Annotated in this window: 22 protein-coding genes and 1 tRNA gene; 14 read left to right on the forward strand and 9 right to left on the reverse strand. The window is 54.9% G+C overall.

Going from position 1 to position 25,602, the window contains the following annotated elements:
- Nucleotides 1-5: 5 nt before the first annotated feature.
- The 3 genes from infC to SPV1_RS12550 all read right to left on the reverse strand — a co-directional run bounded on the left by infC (nucleotide 6) and on the right by SPV1_RS12550 (nucleotide 2,666).
- Entirely contained in the window at nucleotides 6-542 is a 537-nt protein-coding gene (gene infC, locus SPV1_RS12540; protein ID WP_009851598.1) for a translation initiation factor IF-3, read from the reverse strand.
- Nucleotides 543-559: 17 nt separating this feature from the next.
- The gene (gene thrS, locus SPV1_RS12545) at nucleotides 560-2,464 is read right to left on the reverse strand and encodes a threonine--tRNA ligase (protein ID WP_009851599.1); all 1,905 of its coding nucleotides are present in this window, start codon (nucleotides 2,462-2,464) and stop codon (nucleotides 560-562) included.
- 127 nt (nucleotides 2,465-2,591) lie between these two features.
- A tRNA-Val gene (locus SPV1_RS12550) sits at nucleotides 2,592-2,666 on the reverse strand.
- Nucleotides 2,667-2,884: 218 nt separating this feature from the next.
- Here SPV1_RS12550 and SPV1_RS12555 point away from each other — a divergent pair.
- A complete protein-coding gene (locus tag SPV1_RS12555; protein WP_009851601.1) occupies nucleotides 2,885-4,267 on the forward strand; it encodes a YihY/virulence factor BrkB family protein in 1,383 nt (460 codons plus the stop codon).
- Nucleotides 4,268-4,370: 103 nt separating this feature from the next.
- Here the strand turns inward: SPV1_RS12555 and SPV1_RS12560 are convergent, their stop codons facing one another.
- Nucleotides 4,371-5,864 (reverse strand): sensor domain-containing diguanylate cyclase, encoded by a 1,494-nt coding sequence (locus SPV1_RS12560; RefSeq protein WP_009851602.1) that lies wholly within the window; start codon nucleotides 5,862-5,864, stop codon nucleotides 4,371-4,373.
- Nucleotides 5,865-6,054: 190 nt separating this feature from the next.
- A complete protein-coding gene (gene yaaA / locus SPV1_RS12565) occupies nucleotides 6,055-6,819 on the reverse strand; it encodes a peroxide stress protein YaaA (RefSeq protein WP_009851603.1) in 765 nt (254 codons plus the stop codon).
- A 6-nt stretch (nucleotides 6,820-6,825) separates the two neighbouring features.
- Between yaaA and ribD the strand changes: the two genes are divergently transcribed.
- The 8 genes from ribD (at nucleotide 6,826) to SPV1_RS12605 (ending at nucleotide 14,279) form a co-directional block, all read left to right on the forward strand.
- Complete coding sequence (gene ribD / locus SPV1_RS12570) at nucleotides 6,826-7,965, forward strand: bifunctional diaminohydroxyphosphoribosylaminopyrimidine deaminase/5-amino-6-(5-phosphoribosylamino)uracil reductase RibD (RefSeq protein WP_009851604.1); 1,140 nt, start codon at nucleotides 6,826-6,828, stop codon at nucleotides 7,963-7,965.
- Between the two features lie 22 nt (nucleotides 7,966-7,987).
- Nucleotides 7,988-10,462, forward strand: a complete 2,475-nt coding sequence (locus SPV1_RS12575) for a DNA internalization-related competence protein ComEC/Rec2 (RefSeq protein WP_009851605.1) — start codon at nucleotides 7,988-7,990, stop codon at nucleotides 10,460-10,462.
- A 67-nt stretch (nucleotides 10,463-10,529) separates the two neighbouring features.
- Nucleotides 10,530-11,150, forward strand: a complete 621-nt coding sequence (locus SPV1_RS12580) for a MotA/TolQ/ExbB proton channel family protein (protein ID WP_009851606.1) — start codon at nucleotides 10,530-10,532, stop codon at nucleotides 11,148-11,150.
- Nucleotides 11,147-11,566 carry an ExbD/TolR family protein gene (locus SPV1_RS12585; RefSeq protein ID WP_009851607.1) on the forward strand — a complete coding sequence of 140 codons (420 nt, stop codon included), beginning with the start codon at nucleotides 11,147-11,149 and terminating at the stop codon, nucleotides 11,564-11,566. The genes SPV1_RS12580 and SPV1_RS12585 overlap by 4 nt, the downstream gene beginning before the upstream one ends.
- A complete protein-coding gene (locus SPV1_RS12590) occupies nucleotides 11,566-12,792 on the forward strand; it encodes an aspartate kinase (RefSeq protein ID WP_009851608.1) in 1,227 nt (408 codons plus the stop codon). The genes SPV1_RS12585 and SPV1_RS12590 overlap by 1 nt, the downstream gene beginning before the upstream one ends.
- A 62-nt stretch (nucleotides 12,793-12,854) precedes the next feature.
- Entirely contained in the window at nucleotides 12,855-13,040 is a 186-nt protein-coding gene (csrA, locus tag SPV1_RS12595; protein ID WP_009851609.1) for a carbon storage regulator CsrA, read from the forward strand.
- A 187-nt stretch (nucleotides 13,041-13,227) separates the two neighbouring features.
- Nucleotides 13,228-13,845: a trimeric intracellular cation channel family protein gene (locus SPV1_RS12600; RefSeq protein ID WP_009851610.1), complete on the forward strand. Its 618-nt coding sequence runs from the start codon at nucleotides 13,228-13,230 to the stop codon at nucleotides 13,843-13,845.
- Nucleotides 13,815-14,279: a PGPGW domain-containing protein gene (locus tag SPV1_RS12605; RefSeq protein ID WP_009851611.1), complete on the forward strand. Its 465-nt coding sequence runs from the start codon at nucleotides 13,815-13,817 to the stop codon at nucleotides 14,277-14,279. Before SPV1_RS12600 ends, SPV1_RS12605 begins: the two co-directional genes overlap by 31 nt.
- 30 nt (nucleotides 14,280-14,309) lie before the next feature.
- On the opposite strand, the gene SPV1_RS12610 is transcribed toward SPV1_RS12605, so the two are convergent.
- Nucleotides 14,310-15,998 carry a tetratricopeptide repeat-containing sulfotransferase family protein gene (locus tag SPV1_RS12610; RefSeq protein WP_009851612.1) on the reverse strand — a complete coding sequence of 563 codons (1,689 nt, stop codon included), beginning with the start codon at nucleotides 15,996-15,998 and terminating at the stop codon, nucleotides 14,310-14,312.
- Nucleotides 15,999-16,016: 18 nt separating this feature from the next.
- Nucleotides 16,017-16,787, reverse strand: coding sequence for a YecA family protein (locus SPV1_RS12615; protein WP_231288400.1), 771 nt, complete (start codon nucleotides 16,785-16,787; stop codon nucleotides 16,017-16,019).
- A 108-nt stretch (nucleotides 16,788-16,895) separates the two neighbouring features.
- Between SPV1_RS12615 and polA the strand changes: the two genes are divergently transcribed.
- The 5 genes from polA to SPV1_RS12640 all read left to right on the forward strand — a co-directional run bounded on the left by polA (nucleotide 16,896) and on the right by SPV1_RS12640 (nucleotide 22,726).
- Nucleotides 16,896-19,649 (forward strand): DNA polymerase I, encoded by a 2,754-nt coding sequence (gene polA, locus SPV1_RS12620; RefSeq protein ID WP_009851614.1) that lies wholly within the window; start codon nucleotides 16,896-16,898, stop codon nucleotides 19,647-19,649.
- Nucleotides 19,650-19,711: 62 nt separating this feature from the next.
- Complete coding sequence (locus tag SPV1_RS12625) at nucleotides 19,712-20,353, forward strand: DUF2726 domain-containing protein (RefSeq protein WP_009851615.1); 642 nt, start codon at nucleotides 19,712-19,714, stop codon at nucleotides 20,351-20,353.
- Nucleotides 20,346-20,702, forward strand: a complete 357-nt coding sequence (locus SPV1_RS12630) for a cupin domain-containing protein (RefSeq protein WP_009851616.1) — start codon at nucleotides 20,346-20,348, stop codon at nucleotides 20,700-20,702. The genes SPV1_RS12625 and SPV1_RS12630 overlap by 8 nt, the downstream gene beginning before the upstream one ends.
- An 82-nt stretch (nucleotides 20,703-20,784) precedes the next feature.
- A complete protein-coding gene (locus SPV1_RS12635; protein ID WP_009851617.1) occupies nucleotides 20,785-21,480 on the forward strand; it encodes a histidine phosphatase family protein in 696 nt (231 codons plus the stop codon).
- On the forward strand, nucleotides 21,446-22,726 hold the full coding sequence (locus tag SPV1_RS12640; RefSeq protein WP_231288401.1) for an SEL1-like repeat protein: 1,281 nt from the start codon (nucleotides 21,446-21,448) through the stop codon (nucleotides 22,724-22,726). The genes SPV1_RS12635 and SPV1_RS12640 overlap by 35 nt, the downstream gene beginning before the upstream one ends.
- Before the next feature lie 221 nt (nucleotides 22,727-22,947).
- On the opposite strand, the gene SPV1_RS12645 is transcribed toward SPV1_RS12640, so the two are convergent.
- Both SPV1_RS12645 and SPV1_RS12650 read right to left on the reverse strand, forming a co-directional pair.
- Nucleotides 22,948-24,603, reverse strand: coding sequence for a putative bifunctional diguanylate cyclase/phosphodiesterase (locus SPV1_RS12645; RefSeq protein WP_009851619.1), 1,656 nt, complete (start codon nucleotides 24,601-24,603; stop codon nucleotides 22,948-22,950).
- 283 nt (nucleotides 24,604-24,886) lie between these two features.
- Entirely contained in the window at nucleotides 24,887-25,600 is a 714-nt protein-coding gene (locus SPV1_RS12650; RefSeq protein ID WP_009851620.1) for a DUF4126 domain-containing protein, read from the reverse strand.
- Nucleotides 25,601-25,602 lie beyond the last annotated feature (2 nt).

Raw genomic sequence — 25,602 nt, forward strand, 5'->3', positions numbered from 1 at the left:
CTTCCTTACTTTTTCAGAGGGGCCAGAATCATGATCATCTGACGCCCTTCCATATTTGGCATTTTTTCCGGCTTACCAAACTCGGCCACAAGTTCCGCAACGTGCTTCATCTGTGCCAAACCCTGTCCGGTATGAGCCATTTCACGTCCGCGGAAACGCAGTGAAACCTTCACCTTGTTACCCTCGGACAAAAACTGTTTCGCATGTCGCATTTTCACATCCAGGTCATGTTGATCCGTGCTGGCACGAACCTTCACTTCCTTGATCTGCATTACATGCTGGCGTTTCTTTGCTGCATTCGCCTTCTTGCTCTGCTCGTACTTATATTTACCATAGTCCATGATTCTGCATACAGGCGGATTGCTCTTGGCTGCCATCAGCACCAGATCGAGCCCCTTGGCCTCAGCCTGCGAAACGGCATCTCTGAGTTTCAAAACACCCAGCTGTTCACCTGTTGTATCATCGACCACACGCACCAAATCCGCGTTGATCTCAAGGTTGATTGGTAAATCCTTTTTAATACGAGCCCCCTTGCTCAGCAAGCAATTTCATTCCACACTCAGGCATGACGCGACCGCATATCAACCATCTCGGCAATCCAGTCATCAACACTGAATGTACCCAGATTCTGACCGCTGAGGTCGCGCACACTGATGGTTCCATCTTCCCGTTCCCGATCTCCGGCAACAAGGATGTACGGCACCCTCGCCAGTGTGTGGGCGCGCACTTTATAGCCGACCTTCTCATTTCGCAAGTCCATTTCTGCACGGAAGCCTGCTTTGTGCATCGATTTGGTCACTTCGGCCACATAATCCGCCTGCGCATCGGTGATATTACACGCAACAACCTGCACCGGTGCCAACCAGAACGGGAACTTGCCTTCATAGTGTTCGATCAGGATGCCGATAAAGCGCTCCATCGAACCGAGAATGGCGCGATGCAGCATCACCGGCGTCTGACGCGAGGAGTCTTCCGCCACATATTCAGCATCCAGCTTGCCCGGCATTGAGAAATCCACCTGGATAGTGCCGCACTGCCAGACACGTCCCAGACAATCCTTCAGCGAAAACTCGATCTTCGGCCCGTAAAACGCGCCCTCGCCCGGATTCAGGCCGTACTCGATACCCTTGGAGTCCAGCGCCTGATGCAGCGCCGCCTCAGCCTTATCCCACTGCTCATCGGTACCAACGCGCTTTTCCGGCCGATCGGAGAGGAAAATAATGACATCATCAAAGCCGAAACGCTTATATACATCATAAGTCAGATCAATGAAGTTACATACCTCATCCTGAATCTGCGCTTCGGTACAGAAGATATGGGCATCATCCTGCACAAAATTGCGCAGACGCATCAGACCGTGCAACGTGCCCGATGGCTCATTGCGGTGGCAGGAGCCGAACTCCGCCAGTCTCAGCGGCAGATCGCGGTAGGAGTGCAGATTCTGGTTAAACACCTGAATATGGCACGGGCAGTTCATCGGCTTGATGGCATAATCGCGGTTCTCTGTGCTGGTGGTGAACATCTCCTCGCGGAATTTGTCCCAGTGACCGGACTTCTCCCACAGCTTGCGATCCACCATCTGCGGCGTCTTGATCTCCTGGTAACCGTTATCGCGCATTACGCCGCGAATCTCGTTCTCCACCTGCTGCCAGACGCTCCACCCCTTCGGATGCCAGAAAATCATACCCGGCGCCTCTTCCTGCAGGTGAAACAGATCCAGCGATTTGGCCAGTTTGCGATGATCGCGCTTCTCCGCCTCTTCCAGACGGGTCAGGTAAGCTTTCAGATCGCCCTTGGATGCCCATGCCGTGCCATAGATGCGGCAGAGCTGCTCATTATCGGAGTTACCCTCCCAATAAGCGCCGGAAACCTTCATCAGCTTGAAATGCTTGAGCACGCCGGTATTCGGCACATGCGGGCCACGACAGAGGTCGGACCATTCACCCTGCTTGTAGAGGCTCACCGTTTCACCGGCCGGAATGCGGCCGATCAGCTTGGCCTTGTAAATTTCACCAATCCCCTCGAAGTGGGCAATCGCTGCATCGCGGTCCCACTCTTCGCGCGTAATCGGCAGCTTCTGGTTGGAGAGCTGACGCATCTTCTCTTCGATCTTGGTCAGATCGTCCGGCGTAAAAGCCCGCTCATAGGCAAAATCATAATAGAAACCATCTTCAATGACCGGGCCGATCGTGACCTGCGCACCGGGGAAGACCTCCTGCACAGCCATAGCCATCAAATGTGATGTCGAGTGACGGATAACTTCCAGCCCCTCATCGGATTTCTCGGTAATCAGGGAGACGGTATCGCCATCATGCAGCTGATGCGAAACATCCACCTGCTTGCCATTAACGGTGGCGGCAATGGTTGCACGTGCAAGACCCGCGCCGATATCGGCGGCCAAGTCATAGGCTGTTGCGCCCTCGTTGAGCGTGCGGCTTGAGCCGTCAGGCAGTGAAATATTCATGGCGATGCGCTTCCTCCAGCTTCGAAAGGTCTGCATCCTAGCGTTGCAACGACATACGCCAAGAGCCTGATTAAAAAAGGCCGGACTTAATTCAGTCCGGCCTTGGTATAATCGATCTATCTGTAAATGGTAGGCTCGGGCGGTTTCGAACCGCCGACCCCCACCATGTCAAGGTGGTGCTCTACCCCTGAGCTACGAGCCTGTACTGGGTATCCCCTCACGAGGGCGGCGAACAATATTGATGCCTCCCCGTTCGGTCAAGCTTCGTGCAACCTGACAACGCCATTGTAATCCCCACAACATCGCCAATCTGCCTGCAACAGAAAAAATTAATGCCGCTCCTGTTACTGGGAATTGCAGAACAGGCCGGATTGCATCATGCTGTCGAGGGTGATATAAAAGCTACAATAAATACGCGAGATGCCCGCTGAAGGTGCTATGTACGATCAGATACTGAAATGGAAGGCCGCCCTGCTGCACATGCTCTGGCCGGAAAATATCGAATCATTCCCCGGCTGGAAGGTGCTGCTTACGCGCATGCTGCAGGTGAGCTTTGCCGTGGTGCGCGATTTCCTCGAGGGGCAGCTGACCCTGCGCTCGATGAGCCTGGTCTACACCACGCTGTTATCGCTGGTGCCGCTGCTGGCACTCACCTTCTCCGTACTCAAGGGCTTTGGTGTGCAGAACCAGCTTGAACCGATGCTGGTGAACACGCTGTCGGCACTGGGCGACAAGGGTGAAGAGATTGCCCGGCAGATTGTCGGTTTCGTGGACAACATCAAGGTCGGCGTATTGGGCTCACTCGGACTCGGCATGTTGATCTACACCGTGATATCACTGCTGCACAAGATCGAGAAATCCTTTAATTATATCTGGCACATCGAACAGGCCAGGCCACTGGGACAACGCTTCAGCGAGTACCTGAGCGTGATTCTCGTTGGCCCGCTGCTGATTTTCTCCGCCCTCGGCATGACAGCCTCACTGATGAATTCAAATGTGGTTGAGGCGCTCGCCAGCATGCCGCTCCTCGGCCTGGTCGTGCACTCCATCGGCAAACTGATTCCCTACGCACTGGTGATCGTTGCCTTTACCTTTGTATATATATTCATGCCGAACACCCGTGTAAAGATCGGTCCGGCACTGATTGGCGGCACGGTGGCCGGTGTTGCCTGGGAAACGGCAGGTTGGGCGTTCGGTGCCTTTGTCGCCAATTCAGGCAATTACACCGCCATCTATTCCGGCTTTGCCATCCTGATCATGTTCATGATCTGGCTGTTTATCAGCTGGCTGATCCTACTGCTGGGCACCAGCATCGCGTTTTACTGCCAACATCCCGAACATCTGGCTGTACGGCACGGCAAACAGCAGCTAAGCGCCATAATGACGGAAAAACTGGCGATGCTGACGATGTTCTATATCGGACGGCATTTCTACCGGCAGCAGAACGACTGGAAACTCGACGACATGGCGCGCTGGCTGGGCGTGCCGTTAAATATATCTGAGGCCATCGTGGATAAGTTACACGCTACCCAACTCATTATCCTTACCAGCGAGGGGTCACCACCCTATGTGCCGGCCCGGGATATGGAGACCTTGCAGACCCGGCATATTCTCGATGCCATCCGCTCCGGCAACGAAGATGAGGGCCTGATGCAGTGGCGACTGCCGGCAGAGCCGGCGGTTGACCGGCTTCTGGAGGCAAGGGATGAGGCGATAGATCAAGCCATGCAACATCAAACACTCAAGGATATGGTTCTTGCCGGCATGGACAGCAACACATCCAGCGGGGAGAAACATAGCTAGTTGAAGCGGCACGCGGCAGTATCAACCACCCTGTTTTATAGCGAACGGGGTAGAGAAAACCTGTTCACGCACTGACCCAAGTAGCGCATGGACAGTTGTTCGATCAATCTGTTTTTATAGATTCTGTCGGCTGGAAAAAGTGGAAACCGGACTCCGGCTTCTGTTTGGCTACATACATGGCCTCATCCGCATTGCGGATCAGCTCTTCAAAGTCTGCTGAATCATCCGGATAAAGACTAATACCGATACTGCATCCGATGTTAAGCTCGGTACCATCGACCCTGATCGGTTGCTGTAATGTATCAATAATCTTTCTGGCAACTAGCGCTATGCCTTCGGTACTGGTTACATCTACCAGCGTCACGGTAAACTCATCACCTCCGTAACGGGCAATCAGATCAACCTCGCGCAGACAGGCCGACATGCGCGTAGCAACACTGCGCAGCACTGCATCACCGGCAGCATGGCCATATGTATCATTAATAAACTTGAACCGATCCAGATCAACAAACATCACAGCCAGCTTCGCTTTGCGCCGCTGTGCATGAGCAACAGCCATCTCCAGTCGATCCAGAAACATATAGCGATTGGAAACGCCGGTAAGCGTGTCCCTGTGAGCAAGATGCTCCAGCTCCTTCTCCGCGAGCTTGCGCCGGCGGATCTCCTCCATCATAACAGCGCTTTGCTGCTCCAGGCGCTCGACATGGTCTTTTATTTCAGAATGGATACGCGCATTTTCAATCGCGAATCCGACCTCGTGAATCATGATGGCAGCCAGATCTACATCGTCCTGATGAAAGCTTTCATCATTATCCTTGTGCGCAAGGTTGAGTACGGCGACCAATTTATTACCGGCACGCACCGGTAGCGACAGAAACGATGGCGAGCCATATTTCGGATCATTCTTTTTCCGGGTGCGTTCATCTGTTTCAACATCATCCACCAGCAACGACGTTGTAGAGCCATCAATAACAAAGCGAGAGATGGAATCCTTTATCGCGACCTTGCTACCGACTATGTCCTGGCCTGCAAGACCTCTGGAACAGATAATATGAAAGTTTTCACCCTCCTCATCCACGAGGAACACCGAACCTATATTGGCTTTGTTCACCTGCATGATTTTATCGAGCAGAATACTGAGCAGCATATGCATATCCAGATTGGAGCTCGCCTCAGCGGACAACTCCTTGATCAACAGCAACTCAAGCGCCCGTCGCTGGAGATCACTACTGGCTTGTTTGTATTGCTCCAGCATGGTGCCGAAGCTGCCTACAATGCCGCGCAGCTCGTATGCACCCTGAAGCTCATTCAACTCCCCCAGAGCATGCTCTCCCCCTTCCATCATCGCCGATGAAATCATGGAGAGCTTCGAAAACATATTCTGCAGCAGCGCCAGCACGCCAAGCGTAATAATTAAAGAGAACAGGTATGGCACAATATATTGCGCCTGAAACAGCTCAGACAATGAACTCATATTGCTCGCGATATAGAGAAAGACAGCAGTCGGGGTAAGCAACAACAGCATGGCAAACACCCGGAACTGATCGCTTAGGCGTTTATCTTCAATACTGTATTTGCTGGTCCACCTATCAACCACGCCGATGTCACCTCCTGTTGTGTTATGACAGTCGATAGATTATTACGAGCATTTCAAATATATCAAGCAACGGCTGTCACAATACAAACGACTGCCCCGCTCACGCGTCATACGTTCAATGCAGGCATCGTTTACAAAACCCGCCTGCTATCTGAAATTCCTCTGCATGCTGCTGTTCCGGGCAGAATCTTCAGCGAATGAAAACCCAGTGATCGCCTTCACTCATCTCCGCTGAATAGCGATAATCAGCCAGATCAAAACCCTTGATCTGTTCCGGCTCACTCAGGGCATTCTGAATAATATAACGACTCATTAGCCCTCGTGCTTTCTTGGCACTGAAGCTGATGATTTTGTATTGGCCGTTTCTATTCTCCTTGAATACCGGCGTAATGATGCGCCCGTTTATACTGGCCTGCTGCACTGCCTTGAAGTATTCGCCGGAAGCCAGGTTGATCAGGATATCATCGCCCTGTTCCACCAGCGCGCGATTAAGCGCGTCGGTAATAATGCTCCCCCAGAAAGCATACAGATCGCGACCGCGTGCATTGGTCAACTTTGTGCCCATCTCCAGCCTGTAGGGCTGCATCAGATCCAGAGGACGCAGCAGACCATAGAGGCCTGAGAGGATACGCAGATGAGACTGGGTAAAATTCAGTTCATCAGGCGTAAGCGAGTCGGCGTCCAGACCCTGGTAGACATCTCCGCGAAACGTAAAGATGGCTTCTCTGGCATTATCGGGCGTAAACGGCCTCTGCCACGTCTGGAATCGTTGCATGTTCAAGTCGGCCAGCGCCATCGACAGATGCATCAGTTCGGCCACCTGAAAACTGTCCATATCACGCATCATCGCAGCCAGTTCAGCGGCGTGATCAAGCAGTTCAGGCTGCCTGTAGCAGGTCGTTGCAGCACCGGTATGGTTATCGAGTTTCTTGGCGGGAGAGATAATAATCAGCATCGCGACATGCTATGGCTTGATTTGCAGAAAGGAAAACGCCAGCTTAATGGGATGATGTCGGAAGATATGCCAACACAACATGAAGCGTTAATGCTGCAGGCTATTGAGCTGGCCCAGCGAGGCGGGGGTACAACCCACCCGAATCCGCGGGTTGGCGCTGTTGTCGTCAACCGCGGAGAGGTCGTCGGCGTAGGCTGGCACAAACGGGCGGGCGGGCCTCACGCTGAAGCCGTGGCACTGCAGGTAGCCGGCAAAAGAGCACGCGGCGGCACACTCTATGTCACGCTGGAACCCTGTTCCGCGCACGGACGCACACCTGCCTGTACCGAAGCCATCCGGCGTGCCGGCATCAAACATGTGGTTTATGCCTCACCCGATCCGAACCCGCAGATGTCCGGTGGCCACAAGATTCTGGAAGCCGCAGGCATCAGCGTTACAGCCGGCGTACTGCGTGAGCAGGCAGAAGCCCTGAATATCCCGTTCTTTCATTACCTGCGCACCGGCAGGCCCTATGTGATCGCCAAGGCAGCCATCTCGCTGGATGGCAAAATGGCTACCCGCACACACCATTCACAGTGGATCAGCGGCGAGGCATCGCGCCTGCATGCACAGGGACTCAGAGCGGCCAGCGATGCCATTATCGTCGGCGCAGGCACGCTCAAGCATGACAACCCCTCATTGACCGTCCGCGGCGTCCCTGCCGTCGGTGATGTACCGTTGCGGGTAGTGATGTGCTTTGAAACCCCTAAGTTTTTTGCCGACTGCAAACTGCTTTCAGCAGAGGCGCCGACACGATTTTATGTGCGTAGCATCAATACGCATACGGAACAGTGGCGCGAGGCCGGCATCGAGGTCGAACAGGTTACCTCTCTGGCCGGTGTACTCAAACATCTGGCCGAGGATGGTCGCCTGATGCTGCTGCTGGAGGGTGGCGGTGAGTTGCACGCCTCTTTTCTTGAAGCACGCTTTACCGATGAGCTGGTACTCTATCAGGCGCCCATTCTGATCGGCGGTCGCGATGCTATCCCGCTATGGTCCGGTCAGGGTGTGGACAGCGTTGATCATGCTCCGCATCTGGAGCAGATCGAGCGCCGGATACTGGGGGTCGATCAGATGATTCGCGGCCGGGTAATCTACCCCGACTGAGCAACCTATAGCCGGTTGCATCATGATCTCCCGAACCGGCCGCCCTGCCCCCGTATATCTGCAACAACTGCCGCTGCTATTGCCTGTGAACGCATGGGTGAGCGGGCTGGCGCTGGCCCGTAGCGATGTAATAGCGCTCTACCCTGCAGCAATCATACTGGCTCTGCTGTTCCTGCTGCTGCTCGCTCTGCGTTATCGCGTATCGGCTCTGCTACTGCTGCTGGCTGCCCTCTGGGGTACCGGAGACCTGCTGTTGGATGCAGGTAAGGTAGCAGCAGATGACAGTTGGCTGGCTGCGCCGACAGCCTGTTCGGCCCGTATACAGAGCATTCAGCGCACCCCCTCCTTTACGCGTCTGTTATTATATGATGTGCGCCGCAGTGACGGCGCCAGACTGACCGGCAATGCTCTGCTCTATATTTACCCGAAAGAATCTGGCGACCACCAGTCACTTCTGCGCGCCGGTGACACCATTGCTTTCCATGCCCGCTGGCACCTACCACACAACAGACACAATCCCGGCGCCTTCGATTACAGCGCCTGGTGCTTTGATCATCATATTGCCCTGCTGGGCAGCGAACGCGGACATCTACAACGGCTGGCGCGCGGTTCATCTGTATTACAACAGGGACGCGAGCGCATTGAGCGTGCGATCACCGGCTTGCCCGATGAACCGGCAGCCATCCTGCGGGCGCTGTTGCTCGGCGATCAGACACAGCTGTCCGTTTCCGTAAGGAGTGCCTTTGCGGCCACGGGAACCGCGCATCTGCTGGCTATTTCAGGCATGCATGTAGGCATGACTGCGGCGTGGGCCATGGCGCTGCTCTGGTGGCTGCTGACCCGTCGGGAGGCGTGGATCGTCCAACTGCCGGTACGCGGACTGGCCATGTTCGGCGGTTTACTGGCAGCCATGAGCTACGCACTGATCGCCGGCTGGCCACTGCCTGCCGTACGCTCCACCATGATGCTGGCTGCCGCTGTGCTGGCATGGTTTCTCTCCGAGCGCAATGCGCCGATGAATATTCTGCTGGCGGCTCTGGCCCTGATTCTGCTCGTCGATCCGACTGCGATAACCTCGCTCTCGTTGTGGCTCTCCTTTTCGGCAACTGCAGCACTACTGCTCTGGGCTGTTCAGAGCAGAGCAGATCATGCCCTGCAGGCAGCCGGGCGCAGGCAGCGACTGATTACGGCCATTACCACACTGGCCTGGGTATCACTGGTCGCAACACTGGCCACACTGCCGATCACGCTGGCTACTTTCGGCAGATTGCCTGTCTACAGCATACCGGCCAACCTGCTGCTGGTGCCTATATATGCACTGTTGGTGATGCCTGCTGCACTACTGGCAGAGCTGACAGCCCTGTTCAACCTGCCGACTCTTGCCGGCGGATTCATGCAGATTGCCGGCATGGCTGCGGAGGCCGGCCTGCACCTGCTGCAGCGGATGACACACTTACCAGCCGGCAACCTATGGGCTGTCCATCCACCATTGTGGCTGGGCGGACTCTATTTGGCCGGCATGCTGTTCGCCGGCAGACAGGCTTTGCACAAACGCAAGCTGCAGGCTGCCCTCTCGGCTCTGCTGGTTATCGGCCTCTACTCAAGCGCAGTGTTGCATGAAAGCAGTATCGATGCGCCCCGGTGGGTGGTCTGGGATGTCGGTCAGGGTGCGGCCTCCACTCTGCTACTGCCCGACAAGCGCGTAGTTGTAATCGATGTGCCGGGGCGTACAGGCAGCCGCTTCAACGGCGGAACCAGCGTGGCAAGCGGATTGCGCTTTCTCGGCTTCACGCACGTGGATCTGCTGATTCTGAGCCATACCCAATCCGACCACCTGGGTGGCGCCCTCTCCCTGTTACATTCGGTCAACAGTACCGGAGAAATCTGGCTGCCGGATGTGCCTGCTGCACACAAGGATGCGCGGGTACTGGCTATCGTCGATGCTGCGCGGGCGCAGGGCACGCCTGTTCGCTGGCTGGCCAAAGGCGATACGCGCCGGCTAGAGACAGACACCGCAGGAAAGAAATCCGCCACCCGATTCAATATCCTGTGGCCACCACGCGGATTTGCGCCAAGCAATGAGAACAATACGTCGCTGGTGGTATCCGTTACTGTTGCCGGAGAGACAGAGCTGTTATGGCCGGGCGATATTGAAGCGAGCAGTGAGAGAGAACTGTTTAAAGCAGGTTTATCACCGGTTCATGCCATGCTCATGCCGCATCACGGCAGCAGAACATCGAGCAGCCCCGGTTTTATCGGCGCACTGACTCCTGAGCTGGCTGTCGCACAAGTTGCAGCGCATAACCGTTACCGCTTTCCGGCAGCCGATGTGATTGCCCGCTACCGGGCAATCGGGACGCAGGTAGCCAGTACCGCTAACGGCGCCATCATCGTGCGCTGGCACGGCTCACACCCGTACACCCTGCAGCCAGAGAAACGGGAAACATCCAGACGCATGCTGGCGCGCTACTGGTGGCAAAGATTACACGCAAAGTAGCTGAGTGACTTTTGGTCGCTCATCATGATAATTGCCGCGACAGTTACTTATCCGGTCCGGATAATACATGGAGGCACAAGTGATAGAATTTATTCAACAGGGCGGCACGGTAATGTATTTCCTGCTGGCAACATCTATCCTGTCTTTAACAATTATCTTCGAACGCGCATGGAGCCTGCGTCGCTCTGTCGTCATTCCACTGAATGTGGTCAATCAGGTGGAAACATCCGTACGTGACGGCGATGTAAAATCGGCCATGACATTCTGCCAACATCATAATACAGCCATGAGTCGTATCCTGTGGGTAGCACTGGCCAACCGCGGCGTAAATCGCTCGGTGATGAAAGAGATACTGGAAGAGTCCGGACGTCAGGAGGTGGCACACCTGGAACGTTTTGTCGGCGTACTCGGCGTGGTCGCCGCCATTGCACCGCTGCTCGGCCTGCTCGGTACCGTCATCGGTATGATTGAGGTGTTTCAGCAGATTTCGCTGGTCGGCGTCGGCAAGGCGGATGTGCTGGCCGGCGGCATCTCCAAGGCTCTGAATACCACCGCCTTCGGACTGGTCGTAGCCATCCCCTCAATGGTTGCCTACCGTTATTATGAATCACGCGTGGACCGCTTTGTGTTGGAAATCGAGCATCATGCACTGCGCTTTGTTGAGCTGCTGAAGGGAGAGCGTGCGTGAATCTACGCCAGAAGAAGCGTCCCGATTATATGGTGGACATTGCACCGCTGATTGACGTCGTTTTTCTGATGCTGATTTTCTTCATGGTCTCCACGACGTTCAATGTGACATCCAGCCTCAAGCTGGAGCTGCCATCGAGCCATGCCACCGCCCAGCAGAAGGAGGTCAAGCAGCTTACCATTGCCATCAATGCCGATGGAAAACTGTTTGTGCAGGACAAGCCGGTAGCCGATTCAGAGCTGCGCTCCCGCATCCTCAATGCCACACATGGCGACCCGAATATGCGCGTGGTACTGCGCGCGGATTCGGAATCACATCACAAGCGCACGGTTTTCGTACTCGATACCCTGCAGGGACTGAATATCAGCAAAATCGGCATCGCCACCATCTCTCCGGATGATCAGGGGAATCAGTAATGCGGATCGTACAAAAATTCGGCGGTACGTCGGTAGGCTCTCTTGAGCGCATTCGCGCTACAGCTGATCTGGTTGAGGCAGAGCTGGCACGCGGCAATCAGATAGCTGTCGTGGTCTCAGCCATGAGCGGAGAGACCAACCGCCTGATCGGCATGGCAACAGAGATGGATGCAACCCCGTGCGAGCGGGAGATCGACGCACTGGTGGCAACCGGTGAACAGGTCAGTGCCGCCCTGCTGGCCATTGAACTGCAGCACCGGGGCATTCGCGCATACTCCTACAATGGCGCTCAGGCAGGCGTCACGACCAGCGGTGATTACAAACGCGCACGCATCAAGAGCATCAGCTGCGCACATCTGCAGAACCACCTGCAGGCCGGAGAAGTCCCGGTCGTCACCGGTTTTCAGGGCGTGGACGAACAGGGTAATATCACCACGCTCGGTCGCGGCGGTTCGGATACTTCAGCCGTAGCGCTGGCCGTGGCTGTCGAAGCCGATGTTTGTGATATCTATACCGATGTCGATGGTATTTACACCACAGATCCCCGCATTGTCAGCAAAGCCCGCAAAATGGAACAGATCAGTTACGAGGAGATGCTGGAGATGGCCTCGCTGGGAGCGAAGGTATTACAGACGCGCTCGGTGGAGATGGCCATGCGTTACAATATGCCGATACATTTACGCTCCAGCTTCGAAAACATAACCGGCACAATGGTAGTAAAAGAGGATGATACCATGGAAAGAGCAGCTATTTCCGGCGTGGCTTACAACCGGGACGAAGCCAAGATCACGATACTGGGCATTCCGGATCACCCGGGCATTGCAGCCAATGTATTCGGCCCGGTGGCGGAAGCCGGCATCAATGTTGATGTCATTGTGCAGAATGTCTCGGCGCAGGGATTCACCGATATCACCTTTACCGTACCGCGCAGTGATTATCAGGCCACCATGAAGCTGATGCGCGACCTGTGTACATCGCTGCACGGACGCGATGTGCAGGGGGACGATGGTGTAGCCAAGGTGTCGGTGATCGGCGTGGGCATGCGCTCCCATGCCGGCGTAGCCAAAACAATGTTTGATGCGCTGGCGGCCGAAGGCGTCAACATCCAGATGATCACAACCAGCGAAATCAAGATCACCGTTGTCATTGAAGAGAAATATGTCGAACTGGCCGTGCGTTCACTGCACACAGCCTTCGCTCTGGATGCAACACCGGACGAGCGTTAACACAACCCACCCTTGCGTTATCTCCAAAGATAGTCTATTTAGAATCCCTAAGAGGAGAAACCATGCTAATTTTGACACGCAAAAAGGGTGAAGCCATCGCTATCGGTGACAATATTCAGATTCAGGTACTGAATGTAAAAGGCGGACAGGTGCGCATTGGCATCGAAGCGCCGCGTGATGTGCAGGTGAATCGGGAGGAGCGCCTGGAAGAGAGCGGCGGCACTGCTATTCAGGCTTCAGCTACCTGATTCAACCAGACTTGATGTAAAAAGGGGCTGACCTCTCTCGCCCCTGCCCCACTCTGTATAGTTACAACATTAGTACTAAAACCCGTTCACAGAGCATAGATACGCAATAGCACTTGAATGCGGCTGCTGTGTGCCTATGGTTCTTCCGCGCCTGAAAAGCAATCCTGAGTCCCTCATGAGGTAGATCTTGATTACAGTCATCCAGTTACCCGCTGCCGTGCATGCCCTGGATCTGTTCGGGACGGCGGTTTTTGCGCTGACCGGCGCACTCAGGGCCCTGACGCGCAAGCTGGATCTGATGGGCGCGGTCGTATTGGCTGTGGTCACGGCACTGGGCGGCGGCATGATGCGCGATGCCCTGATCGGACGTCACCCGCCTGCGGCCTTCGCCGATCAGACCTACCTGCTGATTGCCATCGTCGTTGGGATTGCCGTTTTCTTCTGGGGCCGCACCATCAGGGAACAGGAGAGCTGGCTGATTACCTTTGACGCCATCGGGCTTGGTGTATTCACGCTGGTCGGCGCATGGGTAGCGGATCAGACGGGGCTCGGCAATATCGGCATCCTGTTTATCGCCATGCTTACCGCCACCGGCGGCGGCGCGCTCAGGGCCATGCTGGTTGCTGAAATCCCGTTTATTCTGAAAAAAGAGATCTACGCTTCTGCCAGCCTGTTCGGCGCATTAACCTATCTGGCTCTGAGTGCACTGGATTGCTCAAACACCGTGATTATCTGGTCGGTGATGCTGATGACCACCGGCAGCCGCCTGCTGGCATGGCGGCTGCATCTGAACCTGCCCAGATGAGTGCCATGCAGGTGATGTGGGCTGATCTGATAGCCCTCATGCATGATTGGGGGCTTTGGCTGGCCATAGGATCTGTCGCCATATTCGTCATCGGCCTGATATCGACCCCGTTTATCGTCGCCCGCATCCCGGTTGATTATTTCACCCACGACAGACGCCGCTGTTTAAAGGAAAACCTGCGCCACCCTGCAATCGAAATGATCGTCATCGTACTGAAAAATATGCTGGGTCTGGTTCTGCTGCTGGCGGGTTTCATCATGCTGTTCACGCCGGGGCCGGGACTGATATGCATGCTGATCGGCCTGATGATTATGAACTATCCCGGCAAATACCGGCTGGAGCGCTGGTTTATTCATCGCCCGTTGATTCTGCATGCGGTAAATGCCATGCGCGAAAAACGGAACCAGCCGCCACTACTGCCACCGGGGACCTGACCGGCCCCCGGCAACAGCAGATGATTTGGCTTATGCAGTCACGCCGAGAATTTTAATCAGCGGCTGCAGATGCTTTTCATAACGTTTCCAGCGAGCAACCGCATCCGAATACATCTCGCGTCTGACCTGCGCCACACTGGCCGTAGCAACAACAGTGGGTGCCTTATTAAACTGCAGGCAGGCATCATTCCAGTCCAGGTCGCAGAATTCGAGCAAGCGCCGCGTCTGATCCTCCTGATTGGCCACCAGCTCTTCATAATCCATCTCGTACATAACCCCGGCCGGCAACACTGTCCGCCAGTGCTGCATCAGCCGCTGATACATACGATAGTAATATCCCAGCCGGCCCAGATTATAACCGAAATCAAAGTGCCCACCGCTCAGGTTTGCCCTGTAAATGGAGAGGCAATTATCCAGCGGATGGCGACGCACATGAATAATACGGGCGTGTGGCAGAGCGCAGTGAATAGCGCCGATCAGACGGAAATTGATGAGCGTTTTATCAATAATACGCTTCGACGCATCATCATCCAGCCGGTCAAGATAGGCCTGACCGGTTTCCCGCCACTGCTCGGCGGAAAAGGCGGTCATCTCCTCAAGCGTCAGCGGCTGATCCGGCTGCCCGCGATCAAGCAATGACTCCTCAAAGGCGTTCCATTCGCCACGACTGCCTACATCCGGATGTGCAGCCAGTATTTGTTCGGTCAGAGTACTGCCGCTACGCGGCATACCGACAATAAAAACCGGCCGGTCATCATCCAGGCTACTGGTGCACTGTAAAACCTCCGGTGTATAAAATGACATCACCGCGTCCAGATGGGCAAGCTCCGCATCAAGATTGTAATCCGAATATCGCTGTCGCAGCGTGTTTCCCTCTTCGAAATATGCGAACGCTTCACCGAAATGTTTCAGGTCTTCATTCGCCTTGCCCAGAGCAAAACAGAGGTAAACTCGGTCCACTGAACCCGGAGCACTCTGTTGATACAAAGCCTCCATCGTTTTCTTGTCCGCATCATCATCGGAGGTGAATTTTTTCATCTCCACCAGCATAGAGTAGGCCTTGCTATAGTCCGGACGCAGGGCCAGAGCTGCATGCAACTCATCCTCTGCCTCCTGCATACGCCCCTGCTGCATAAACAGCTGACCACGCTGAAAACGTGCGTCGAAATGATCGGCATCCCCGGCAATAAGTTTATCCAGACAGGCCAGCGCATCATCTATCCTGCCAAGTCCCTGGTAGGCGTAAAACAGGGCCATGAACAAATCCGGGGGATTCGGCTTTTTGCTGCGCAGTTGCTCCAGTATGGGAAGCGCCTTTTCCGGCTCTCCCATACCGACCAGGGAGGCGCAATAACCGAGCTTCAGATCCAGCGAATTCCTGTCATAGTGCATGGCGCTACGGTAGCGCTCGGCTGCATCCGTGAACAACTTCTGACTCAAATAGAGTTTACCCAGATTATTGTGAAATTCAGCTCTTTTCGGCGCAGCATTGATCGCCTGCACAAACAACTGTTCAGCCTGCATCTTGTCACCGGCCTGCACACAGACTATGCCGCGAATATTGGCTACATCCGCATTACCCGGTTGAATCGCTTCAATTTTCAGACACAGCTGCTCGCAAACGTCAAAACGTCTGGCGGAAAGAGCACTTGCAGCCTGCTCTACCAGCGCCTCAATTTGCCGTTTCTTGTTATTGGAAAGCTTCGTTACACGCGCCATTCAAGATACCCCACCGCATTACACATGAGCAGCTACCAGTTTGAGCCAGTAGTGAGTCAACAGAGGCGCCCGCTCACTCTGCTCGAACGGTTGCAGCAACTGCTCCAGCTCTGACAGGTATACATCGGGTATGTGGTAAATCGCACCGGAGGTTTCCCAGCCGGCCGGCGTTTCGATCAGGCGCAAGCCCACCGTATCTCCGGCATCGAACATACGACTGCCGTATGTATCGGCGATATCAATCACCTTGCTGTCACCATCGAGCGTTTCACGTACGCTGAAGCTTTCTCCGGGCACACAGTGATCCACCGTATACAACTGCAGCGGGCGCGACGGCAATTGCATCAGATAATCTCGCTGTCCCTGATCCAGTTCCAGCTCATCCGAGGCGAGAATCAACTGCAACGGGCTATCTTCACCGTCCATGTCGGAAAAGCGGCCTTCCGCCACCAGATACTCCAGCAAATTCACATCGTGGATACTGCGGATTTTCGGATCGGCACTGGCAATTCCCTGTCGTTGCTCATCGGAAATGTCCGCCAGCCAGACATCTTCCACCCAGCGATCAAGTTGCTCCCTGTAGAGGTGACTGACCCAGACGAGTGCATGCTGGACACCTTCGCGCCGCCCCATACTGGCCACGGCCTGATCACGTTCATTGATCATACAGCATTTTTTGTATTTCTTGCCGCTGCCACACGGGCATGGCTCATTGCGTTGAACTTTGCGGGCCACGGGGCCTCCCCTTACTGGTTTGTCTGCGTCCACACAGGCGCGGACGGCTTCCATAAGCCGTGATGATAGTGAATTGTTCCGCAGCTTTCCATGCTCGCCGACAACCCGTTCGTAACAGCGATGATACTACCCAAAGAAGCATGACTCGGGCATGCTGCGCCGATGCCACATCTTGTTCTGATCGACGGACCCAATTACGTATTTCGCGCCTTTCATGCCGTGCGCCATAACCTCACCAACTCAAAAGGTGAGCCAACCAATGCCGTGTTCGGCTATGTGCAGATGCTGCGCAGCATCCTCAAGGAGCTGGGCCCTACCCATGTGGCTGTCGCCTTTGATCCCAAAGGCGGCACCTTCCGCAATCGCATGTATGCTGACTACAAGGCCCACCGTCCGCCGATGCCGGAAGATCTGGCAGCGCAGTGGCCATCGATTTTTGATGTCACCGACGCCTTCCGGCTCAACCGCATCTGTGTCGAGGATTATGAAGCCGATGACGTGATTGCCACACTGGCGCGTCAGGCGGAGGCCAGAGGCTGGGATGTCAGCATCGTCTCGACCGACAAGGACCTGATGCAGCTGGTTGGCGAGCGCATCTGGATGCTCGATACGATGAAACGCAAGGATTACGGTCCGGAAGAGGTAAAAGAGCGCTGGGGCGTGGGGCCGGATCGCATTCAGGATCTGCTGGCTCTGGCCGGCGACAGTGCCGACAATATCCCCGGCGTGCCCGGCATCGGACCGAAGACAGCCGTGACCCTGCTGGAGGCCTACGGCGATCTGGAAGGTGTATTGACGCGCGCGGGCGAAATAAAGCAGCAGAAGCGGCGCGAAAATCTGATCGAATTTGCCGATGATGCACGCCTCTCCTACCGTCTCGTGGCACTCGATGAGCAGGTGCCGCTACCGATCGAGCTGGATGACCTGGCAGTCACGGAGCCGGATCGCGAGCGGCTGGCCGAGCTGTTTACCCGTCTGGAGTTTCGCCGCATGCTGGCTGAATTCAGCGGACCAGCAGCCATCGATACGCCTGTCGTGCCGCAGGCTAAACCAGCTGAGCCCGTCCGGACATCAACCCCTGCAACGGTCACTCCGCGCATCGATCGTCTGGTGAATGATGAAACCACGCTGCAATCGCTGCTGGCAGAGCTCTCAAGCGCTGAGTTGATTGCACTGGATACCGAAACCACCTCCCTGCAGGCACATGATGCCGAACTGGTAGGACTATCGTTTGCCACCCGGGCCGGCGAAGCATGGTATATACCTGTCGGCCATCGCAGCACCGACCTGCTTGTACCTGCGCCACAACAGCTGCCTCTGCAACATGTACTGGCAGCTCTGAAACCGCTTCTCGAAGACGCCGCCAAGCGCAAATGCGGACACAACCTGAAATATGATGCGCAGGTTCTGCGCCGCGCAGGCATTGAACTGGCCGGCATCGCTGCCGATTCGATGTTGCTGGCATACTGCCTTTATCCGGCCAAATATCCGCCCAGCCTGGACAGCGTGGCGGAGGATTATCTCAACTATCACTGTACCCCCTATAGCGAGGTGGCCGGCAAAGGAGCCAAACAGGTCTGCTTCGATGAAGTGCCTGTGTCCATTGCAACGCCCTATGCCTGCGAGGATGCGGATATCGCCCTGCGCCTGACCGGGCTACTGTCAGCGCAACTGCTAACCGAGGGTCGGCTTACCCGTCACGATGAGATTGAGCTACCCCTGTCGCAGGTACTGGCTGACATAGAGTGGACCGGGGCACATGTCGATGCAGAGATGCTGGCCGGGCTCTCAACTGGTTTCGGGCTGCGCATTGCCGAGCTGGAGTCTCAGATCCATGCCGCCGCAGGAGAGAAGTTCAATATCCAGTCACCCAAGCAACTCGGCGTTTTGCTGTTTGAAACGCTGGCCATCCCCGGCGGCAAGAAGACAAAATCCGGTCAGTGGGCAACCGGCCAGGAGGTGCTGGAAAAACTGGCCGATGAACATGAGGTACCCCGCCTGATTCTGCAGGTACGTCAGCTGGCCAAGCTAAAATCCACCTATACCGATGCCCTGCCGAAGCTGATTCATCGGACAACAGGTCGCGTGCACACCTCATTTAATCAGGCCATCACTACCACCGGTCGCCTCTCCTCATCCGATCCGAACCTGCAGAATATACCTATTCGCAGTGCGGAAGGACGTGAAATACGCAAGGCATTCATTGCTGAAGAGGGACATACCCTGCTTGCTGCCGACTACTCACAGATCGAGCTGCGACTGATGGCACATTTTTCCGGCGATGCAGCCCTGTGCGCGGCCTTTGCCAACGGCGAGGATATTCACGCCGCCACCGCAGCAGCGGTCAACGGCATTGCCCTTGAGGATGTGAGCGGTGAAATGCGCAGACGTGCCAAAGCCATTAATTTCGGTATCCTCTATGGCATGAGTGCCTTCGGACTGGCCAAACAGCTGAATATATCCCGCGGCGAAGCACAGACATTTATCGACACCTATTTCGAACGTTATCCGTCGGTACGCGGCTTTATGGATGATACGCTGGTACTTGCTCGTGAGCAGGGTTATGTTGAAACACTACTCGGTCACAGGGTCTATGTGCCGGAGATCAGCAGCAGTAACGGCATGCGCCGCGCCTATGCCGAACGTACGGCGATCAATGCCCCGCTGCAGGGCTCAGCCGCCGACATTATCAAGGTAGCCATGATCCATCTGCACCGGCGCCTGCGGCAGGAGGCACCGGCAGCAGCCATTATCCTGCAGGTGCATGATGAGTTGATCGTGGAAGCACCTGTTGACCAGATTGATGCGGTTTCAGCTATAATGCGACAAACCATGGAGCAGGCTGTTACACTGGAGGTACCACTGACCGTGGATATCGGGTCAGGACACAGCTGGTATGACGCTCACGGGTTATAAACCTCACAGCAGGTAAGATAATCCGGAGATCATATCGCTTCACACGACACACAGGAGGTGCCATGCCCGTTCAGGCCATAGTTGTTGTGCTCACTGTATTGGTGTTGCTGGTTGTCATCTATGCCGTCAGGACATTGCGCCATGACAGACTTTCATCACAACAGAGCCCGCGCCATGAAGCAGCCGGCGAAGCCGGCCTGAACGAAATGGAGCAGGCATGCCTGAAATCACTGACGGCGGTGGTCGGCAACGACTATCGCATCATCTGCAAAGTATCCGTAGCCGATCTCGTTGCGGCTAACATACCGCAGCAGCACAAGGGTGCGATTGCCGATTTCGTCCTCTATGACGACTCCGGAGAACATGCGGTGGCTGCCATCTGGCTGCAGCAGCCGGGTAACAAACAGCAGGCGGAGCAGCGCCGGCTCGTCGAGAACAGCGGCATCCGGGTATTCCAGTTGCAGCGAAAAACCAGCTACAGCATCATGGAAATACGTAATCTTCTCGAACCATTACTCAAAAAACCGCCCCCTTCACCGGATGAGTTGGTGGCAACCATCTCCATGGAGGCATTACACCTGTGCCAACGCTGCCAGTCACGCATGCATATCAGGCGGGCCGCCAGCGGCCCGCAGAAGGGCACACTGTTCTGGGTATGCGAGAAATATCCCGCCTGTCGTCAGCTTGAGCTCTACATTGAGTAACGCAAAAAAAACAGCCAACCTGTTCTCCCTGCCGGCCATTAGCGATGATGCGGAGCAGATCGCAACACTGGCATCGGCTGCAGGGATGCGTATTGAGCGCATTGTATCTCATGGTCACAGCTCACCGGCAGACTTCTGGTATGATCAGGATGAAGATGAATGGGTTATCCTGCTCACCGGTGCAGCAGGCCTGACATTTGATGACGGCAACCCGCCGCAAACCCTGCAACCCGGCGACTATCTGTTGATCCCAGCCGGAGAGCGTCATCGCGTAGAATGGACCGCCCCCGATCAGGAGACCGTCTGGCTGGCGATCTTTTCCAACACACCGATGCGAGCAGCGCCATGATCCGGGGCAACTCCCTTTGCCATTGCCGCAGGATACGCCTATCGTTCACTGATGCGCCGACACTAGTCGGTCGGAGGATGCCATGTTTATGAAGTCTGCTCTCGCGCTTGTGCTGCTCCTGTCATCATTGTTGCTTTCAGCCCCCATGGCTGCGCAAGCCACTGAAACTGAAATTTATTTCGTCCGTCATGCTGAAACGATGGGCAACATTACCCATAGTCATTCAAAAAAGGATGATCAGACACTCTCGCCTGAAGGCAAAAGGCAGGTGGCTGAGCTTACACGCAGGCTCGGGCAGCTGAAAATTGATTATATTATCGTCAGCCCCAAACTGCGCGCCCTGAAAACCATCCTCCCCTATCTGAAGAAACATCGGGTCACAGCTGAAATATGGCCGGAACTGGCTGAGTGCTGCTGGCAGAAGGATCGCAGCCAGACCTCCGCCTTCGATCTGCAACGCGGAGGAAAAATCGAGCTGCCTGCCGACATGCAGCACTGGTTCTCTTTTGCCGATAACGATTCACACTATAGCTACTATACACGCAACTATTCAGAGGGGATTCTGCAAACACTGATGGCTGCGGATCGTCTGAAAAAACGCTTTGGCCAGTCTGGCAAAACTATTCTGGTGGTTGGTCATTATCATGCAGGATCACGCCTGCTGGAAATCCTGCAGGGCATGGAGCCCATTGGCCGATACAAACTGGCCAATACCAGCATCTCCCATCTGGTAGAAAATCCGAATGGCACCTTCAATCTCCTCAACCAGCATCGTTAAATCACCCTGCATGGGCATAGTGCTGGCGGCAGGATGGATGGCCGCCTCCTGCGCACCCGCATGGGCCGACAGTGCAGGACTGTGCCTGCAACTCTATTACTCAAAAGCCTATACCCGCGCTATCGCGCCCTGCCAACTGGCCGGACAAGCAGGCAACAGTCACGCCCAATATGTATTGGGCGTGATGTATGCCGATGGCCTCGGGGTTGAAAAAAACAGCGCACAGGCCAACCACTGGTACGGCAAGGCGGCAGCTCAGGGCAATGCTGTAGCAGACTACAAACTGCAAGCCCTGCAGGCTGATACAATGCGTAGCCTGAAGATGAAAAACATTCTGGACTCCTGGCAGCGTAGTGAAACCGTCGTTTCGCAACCTGCCACCGCCCTACCCTCTGTGGCACAACCGGTTACAACAACATCCAAAACAGCCACGCCGGTTGTCGTCCCTTCGACTGCACCCGTTAAGGCGCCTGCTCCCAACGTGACCGCGGTGAAGAACGTCCCCGCCAAACTGAGTGATAAGGAGAAGCTGTTCCGCCGTTACATGAGCGAAGCCAAAACGGGAAACAGCCATGCACGTTACCTGCTCGGGCTGATGTTTCATGAAGGCGTCGGCGTCGAAAAGGATGATCTGCAAGCAATTGAGATGTTTATGCTGGCTGCCAGACAGGGGCTGCCCGAAGCCCAGTCCGCGCTAGGTCTGATGTACTATCAGGGTGTTGGCGTCAAACGGAATCTCGGCAAGGCCAAGCGGTGGCTGAATAAAGCCGCTCGCCGTGGAGATGCCAATGCCCAGTACTGTCTCGGGCTGATCTATGCCGATAGCGGCAGTCACAAGGGTGAAGTCGAGGCTGCGACGTGGTGGCGCAGAGCAGCCAGACAGGGACATGCTCAGGCCCAGCATAATCTCGCAGTGCTCTACCTTAAAGGCGCTGTCCCCGACAATGACGGAGTTGCCGCCATGGAGTGGTTTGTCAGAGCGGCGGAACACGGCGGCCCCGAGCTGCAGTTTAATCTGGCTCGCATCTATAGTGAAAGCAAAGGCGTCGTGCGCAGTGGTGGCGATGCCGCCAACTGGTATTTCCGGGCAGGTGAAGCCTGGCTGAAACAAGGCGATATCAAACATGCCAAAGTATCCGTCGACAAAATCCGCCAGCTCGCCAACAACCAGCTACTGAGTGTACCCAATGCCTTTCTTGCCGATGTGCTGGATAAGCAGATTCAGCAGGCTTCATCAGGCAGCTGATCAGCAGCAGGCAGAATATGGCATGTTCTATTCTTAACCAGCAAATGAGCTCTTTCCAGCCAACTTCAGACGGTCATAATTTTATAACAGCAGAAGGATATAAGGTTTGGCCCTTGCGTTTAACAGGACCTTTGATTTCGAATAAATTAAGCGTTTTAGTAATACCGTCATCGTCATTCTCACAACAGATAATTGCTATCCGTAGCGTTATCTATTGAGCGTTACTGTTGTTGAAATGAAAAACCGGGAAATTTCTCACTGGCAAGCGGGCGGCTGATAAAGAAGCCTTGAGCAATATCACAGCCCATATCGCGCAACATGCTGTAGTTCTCCTCTGTCTCCACTCCCTCGGCAATCACTCTCATACCAAGCGAATGCGCCAGACCGATTGCAGCCTGCACGATTTGGCGACTGCCAGCATCCCTGGCCATTCGAAAGACAAATGACTGATCAATCTTAATCGCGGCTGTCGGCAACAGGTCGAGGTATTTGAGTGAGGAGTAGCCTGTGCCGAAATCATCAATAGAGATAATCACATTGGCACCGGATAACCGTTTTAATACGTCAACTGAAGTAGCAATATCCTCCATCAATGCACTCTCGGTCACTTCAAGCTCGAGGTTCCCGTTGTCGAGATTACCCTGTTCCAAAGTCTGTAACACGACATCATGGAAGCCGGGCACCATCAGGTCATGTACTGAGATATTGACCGCTACCTTCAACTGCTCCATTCCCCGCATTGCGCACCACTGTGATTGTTGCGTCACTGCCGAACGCAGCGCCCAGACGGTCAACTCATTGATGATACTGGACTTCTCGGCCTGAGGGATGAACTGGTCTGGTGGAATCATGCCACGTTCAGGGTGCTCCCAACGCATCAGCGCCTCTGCCCCGACCAATGAGTTATCGGCGAGCAGCAGCTTGGGCTGATAGTGCAGCCTGAGCTGATCGGCCCCCACCGCATTGCGCAACTCTCCAAGCAAGGCCAGATTATCCCGGCTAACCTTATGGCTGGCGTGATCATAGGCCACAACATGGTGATGTTGATTTCTGGCCCTCATCAACGCCACTTCGGCCATCTGCAAGACCCGGTCCGGATCTTCGGATCTTTCGGAAAGGTGCAGATAGCCGATCGAAGACTCGACATGCAGTGGAATATCTCGATGGCTGAAAGCACATTTGAAGCTCTCGTTCACACCATTGGCGAGAGCTGCAACCTCGCCTTGCGACATCCCTTTGATCAGTGCTGCAAATTCCGAGCGATGCGTACGCGACAGGAAGGTCGCAGGAGGCAAAGCTGAATTCAGCCGCTCGTGCATCTGGGCAACAACACTGTCCGAAGCTTCGAAACCAAACGCCACCTCAATATCCATCAAATTGTCGCAGGATACTTTCATCAGCACATAGTCTGATTTCTGCTGCGCTGGCAATGCGAGGATGGTAGAGAGGTATTCGATCGTACTGGAACGATTCGGTAAGCCGGTGTCCCTGTCATTGTTGGCCAGATAGCGAATTTCATCCATACGCTTGCGTAGCAGGCCTACGCCATATCCAACCAATACACCTGCAGAGATGAAATAAAAGCTGCGATAAATCCAGTTAAGAGTCTGCTGTTGCTCCTGAGTTATTGTATCAATCGGCATAAACGGGCCCAATAAAATACTGCCAAGCAAGCCGATCAGGCCGCCACCAATAGGACCTAGGAAGTAACCTGCCAATAAAATCGGAAAATACATTGAATGCGAGTAGACATACTTGATGCCACCTGTGGCATAGACCAGCTCATAAACCAGAAAGGTCATGACAATCAGAAGCGAGGACAAAAATAGCACAAGGTTCCGGTTATACAGCTGCGTTGTTTGATCTGATGCCTTCATTATCCCACCCTCCAGGAATAAGCTTTTCAGCCGTTCCGTCCCTGGATCGGATAAATCATTTATCAGTATATACGAACTTTAAGTTTATACCTAATCGACAGATTATACAGGCAGCTTCAGGGACATCATATAGAATGATGTCACAATCACTGACCATCCGGGTTTAGCCGAAGGTAATCGTTGATTCAGTAATGAGGCTATCAGTCATCACTCTTTATATTCTCGACCTGCCGGTTTGCAGAAAAAAGCCGGGATCGGAAAGAGGATGTAAAGGAATCAGAACTCAACCTGCCCCGTCCTTATCCGGTTTGGAGTTGACATCTGTTGCGGCCGATTCAGTGACAGGCGCAGTTACAGGGTCTGTCGGCAGTGTTGCTGCGGAGGCTGCCTTTTTGCCGCCGAACCACTCGCCCAGTTTGCGGAAAATCGTTTTAACACCGCGCCACATCTTCGGCAGCAGCCAGATCATCAGCAGGATAAAGACAAACAGCAGCAGCAGAAACAGCGTAGGATGATGCAGTGCGGTCCACAATCCGGCAATCACGGCGACATCTTCGGTTACCGAGGCTGTCCAGTTGGTAAAGGGTTCGGGCGAGGTATTGATCAGCACCCGCGAGCCGGCCTTGGTGGCATGTGTACCGGCCGCCAGGCCGCCGCCCATGATAGCTGCAGCCAGACTCAGGGCCGGTGTAACATCGCCGATAGCGCCTGCAGCCAGCATGGCGCCTGCAGGAATACGGATAAAGGTATGCAGCGCATCCCAGCCGGTATCCACGCCGGGAACCTTGTCTGCAACGAATTCGGTGATGTACATGACCCCGGCAGCAAACAGCACCATCGGATTGGTCAGTATCTCCAGCCCCGGCGGCAACTGGATGTTACCGGTCATCCCCATCAGCCCTATCATCAGGATCGTGGCATACAGATTGATGCCGCTGGCCCAGGCCGCGCCCATACTCAGTGCAAGCGTTTGCGAAAGCTGATCTAACTGTTCCATGA

Source organism: Mariprofundus ferrooxydans PV-1 (genome assembly GCF_000153765.1).
Taxonomy (GTDB): Bacteria; Pseudomonadota; Zetaproteobacteria; order Mariprofundales; family Mariprofundaceae; genus Mariprofundus; species Mariprofundus ferrooxydans.